This is a genomic window from Oleiagrimonas sp., from assembly GCF_027858935.1.
Lineage (GTDB): Bacteria > Pseudomonadota > Gammaproteobacteria > Xanthomonadales > Rhodanobacteraceae > Oleiagrimonas.
Genome location: NZ_JAQIBU010000240.1, coordinates 1 through 3,319, shown reverse-complemented (window position 1 = coordinate 3,319; position 3,319 = coordinate 1). Strand labels below are relative to the sequence as shown.

3 protein-coding genes and 1 pseudogene are annotated in these 3,319 nt (G+C 63.7%); 2 read left to right on the top strand and 2 right to left on the bottom strand.

Going from position 1 to position 3,319, the window contains the following annotated elements; genetic code table 11:
- Both PF446_RS08880 and PF446_RS08875 read left to right on the top strand, forming a co-directional pair.
- Window positions 1–192, top strand: a pseudogene (locus tag PF446_RS08880) (hypothetical protein); the annotation flags it as partial.
- Between the two features lie 77 nt (window positions 193–269).
- Window positions 270–1,217, top strand: coding sequence for an aldo/keto reductase (locus PF446_RS08875; protein ID WP_298071073.1), 948 nt, complete (start codon window positions 270–272; stop codon window positions 1,215–1,217).
- Window positions 1,218–1,233: 16 nt separating this feature from the next.
- Here PF446_RS08875 and PF446_RS08870 read toward each other — a convergent pair whose 3' ends face one another.
- Together PF446_RS08870 and PF446_RS08865 are read right to left on the bottom strand one after the other, a co-directional pair.
- On the bottom strand, window positions 1,234–1,806 hold the full coding sequence (locus tag PF446_RS08870) for a response regulator transcription factor (protein ID WP_298071072.1): 573 nt from the start codon (window positions 1,804–1,806) through the stop codon (window positions 1,234–1,236).
- 74 nt (window positions 1,807–1,880) lie between these two features.
- Complete coding sequence (locus PF446_RS08865; RefSeq protein WP_298071071.1) at window positions 1,881–3,143, bottom strand: ATP-binding protein; 1,263 nt, start codon at window positions 3,141–3,143, stop codon at window positions 1,881–1,883.
- Between the last annotated feature and the right edge of the window lie 176 nt (window positions 3,144–3,319).

The following is a 3,319-nucleotide window of genomic DNA, read 5'->3' as shown; positions in this document are numbered from 1 at the left end:
GTGGATCTCGCCGCGGAATATCACACCGCATTGGTGCCATTCCTGCTCAAGGGTGTAGCCCTGAAACCCAGGCTGATGCAGGCGGATGGCCTGCATCCCACCGCAGCCGGCGAGCCCTTGGTGCTAGCCAATGTCTGGGCCGCGCTGGAGCCCTTGCTGCCTGAGAAGTCCGCCGGGACGCCTGCGAATTGAATTCGGGGTCGGTTTGACACGCGGCTGTGGTGGCCTCCACGCTGGTTGGTCATGAAACACACTTGCGAGGCATGACAATGAATTATCGACAGCTGGGTCGTTCGGGTCTAAAGGTCGCGCCGCTGGCGTTCGGCGGCAACGTGTTCGGCTGGACGGCGGACCAGTCCACCTCGTTCACGCTGCTGGATGCCTTCGTCGAGGCGGGGTTCAATCTCATCGACACCGCTGATGTCTATTCGCAATGGGTCGAGGGCCATTCCGGCGGCGAATCGGAAACCATGATCGGCAAATGGCTTCGCCAGAGCGGCAAGCGCGACGATGTGATCATCGCGACCAAGGTGGCCAAGTGGAGCACGCACCGCGGCCTGGCGCCGGACACCATTCGCGCTGCGGCCGAGGACTCGCTGCGACGCCTGGGCGTGGAGACCATCGATCTGTACCAGGCGCACGAATTTGATCCGGATGTGCCGCAGGCCGAGACGCTGGGCGCGTTCGCGCGGCTGATCGAGGAAGGCAAGGTGCGCGCGATCGGCGCGTCCAACTTCAGCGCGAAGCAGTTCAGCGAGGCGCTCGAGGTCAGCTCCGCCCACGATCTGCCCCGCTACGAGAGCATGCAGCCCGAATACAGCCTGATGCAGCGCGAGGAATACGAGCGCGACCTGCAGCCCCTGGCGCTGCGCGAAGAGGTGGGTGTGATCAGCTATTTCGCGCTGGCGGCCGGTTTCCTGAGCGGCAAGTACCGCAATCCGGAGGACCTGGAAGGGCGTGCGCGCGGCGGCATGGTGGAGAAGTATTTGAACGCGCACGGGTTGATCGTGCTGCGTGCGCTGGACGACGTGGCCGCACGCCATGACGCCAGTCCGGTACAGGTGGCGCTGGCCTGGCTGATGGCCCGGCCCGGCATCACCGCACCGATCGCCAGTGCGACCAGCCTCAAGCAGTTTGGCGAGTTGGTCGCCGCTGCCAAGCTGGATCTGGATGATTCGGACATGCAGGTGCTGGACCGCGCCAGCAGCAAGGCCTGAAGCCGGGTTGTCGCGTTCAGTCCGGCGAAGCCGGACGCTCGCGCACCGGTCGTTTGGCCAGCTTGCGCTGCAGGGTTCGCCGGTGCATGCCCAGGCGGCGTGCGGTTTCGGAGATGTTGCCGTCGCACTCGTTCAGCACGCGCTGGATATGTTCCCATTCGAGCCGGCGCAGCGGCAGCGGTGCGTCGGGGGTTTCCACGTCGTTGTCGCTGTTGCCCGCATCGTTCTCGTTGTCCATCAAGGCCCGGACCACTGCATCGGCATCCACCGGTTTGGACAGATAATCGTGTGCGCCGCGCTTGATGGCTTCCACGGCCGTGGCGATCGAGGCATAACCGGTCAACAACAGGATCCGCATGTGCGGCGCCACTGTGCGCAACTGGGGAATCAGCTGCAGCCCATTGCTATCACCGAGTTTCAGGTCCAGCACGCAGTATTTCGGCTGCATCCGCCGTGCCTGGGTCAGTGCGGATTGGACGTCGCCTACGGTCTCGACCGTAAAGCCACGCGAGCCGAGCGCCCGGCCCAGCACGCGGGCGAAGGTGGCGTCGTCGTCAACGATCAGTAGCGTCTTGGAGACTGCATCCATAAGTCGGTCAGTGTACCCGAGGACTCACGGACATAGGATGCATTTACGTGAAATGGATCTGCGCAAAGGGTATATCAGGCGCCGGTGAGTGGTAGACGCAAGTGGATTTCAGCACCGTATTCGGTGTTGATTGCCACCAGTTCCCCGTCCATGCGCTCCGCCGTTGCCTCGGCCAGCGCCAGGCCCAGGCCCAGGCCTGACTGCTTGCCCGTGATGCCCAGTCCGGTAAGCGCATCGAGGTCGGATATGCCCGGCCCGTGATCGCGCACCGCCAGTTCCAGCCAGGAGTCCTGGACAGAGACGTCAAGGAAGACTTGCTCGCTTTCGCGCGTTGCCGAGGCGTCGGCAGCATTGTTGAGAAGATTGATCAGGGCATGGTTCAGGCCCGGCTGCAGGCGGAGCACGAGCTCGGGATCGGCGTCCATGTCGAGCTGGATATCCGCTTCCGGTCGCAGCAGGCGGAAGCGCTCCAGACAGCCGTAGACGAACACGCCCAACGAGGTTGTTTCCGGAATGTCCGACAACTGTGCCTTGCCCAGACTGACCATCTCGCGAAGACTGGTGCGGCAGCGGTCGACCTGATCTTCCAGCAGGGCCAGGTCCTCGTCCAGTTGTGCATCACCGGCGTGGTCATGGCGCAGTTCCGGTAGCAACGTACGCATGGTCGATAGCGGGGTGTTCATCTCGTGCGCCGCACTGGCCGCCTGGGTGGCGATGGCCAGGATGCCCTCGTTGCGCAGCGCCCGTTCCCGGATCCGCCGCACCTCGACCTGTTGCTCGCGCAGGGCGCTGGCGAGGCGATTGATGAAAAGCCCCAGCAGGATCGCCATGATCACGAAATTCACCGCCATCCCGGCTACGTGCAGCCGGAAATCGTTGAAACCGAACTCACGAATTTCCGGCAGCGGTACCGACCATCGCAACAACACCAGGTAGGCCATGCCGCAGATCACGGCTACGGCAAGCACGGCCGTGGTCGAAAGGGCCGCAGCGCTGAGTGCGATCGGCACCAGCAGCAGAGTAATGAAGGGGTTGCTGGCGCCGCCGGTAAGGTACAGCAGGTAACCCAGTACCAGGGTGTCGACCAGGATATGGCCGATGCATTCGAGTTCGGTGAGCGGCCAGGAATGCTGCAGTCGCCACGCGGCGAATACCGCGAATACCGTCAGGGCACATACCCCGAGCAGCAGGGGCAGCACGGCAATCGGCATGTGCAGTTCGAGCGCGACCACCAGCACCGCAACACACTGGCCGATGATGGCGCTCATGCGCAGCCAGGCCAGCGAGCGGGTCAGGGCCCGTGGGCCGGTGCTGTGGGTCAGGACTCTGGGGATCATCGGGTGTCGTCTTGGCATCTGAAGACATGCTAGCGCGAAAACAAAGGCCGCCGGAGATGCCGGCGGCCTTTGGGGTCATGCATGAGGTGCGCGTTACTCTTCCGAACCGATGGTCGGCATGCCGGTGTCCAGGGCCTGGTTGTGCGCATTGTGCTGCGAGTCGAGCCTGCGCATCA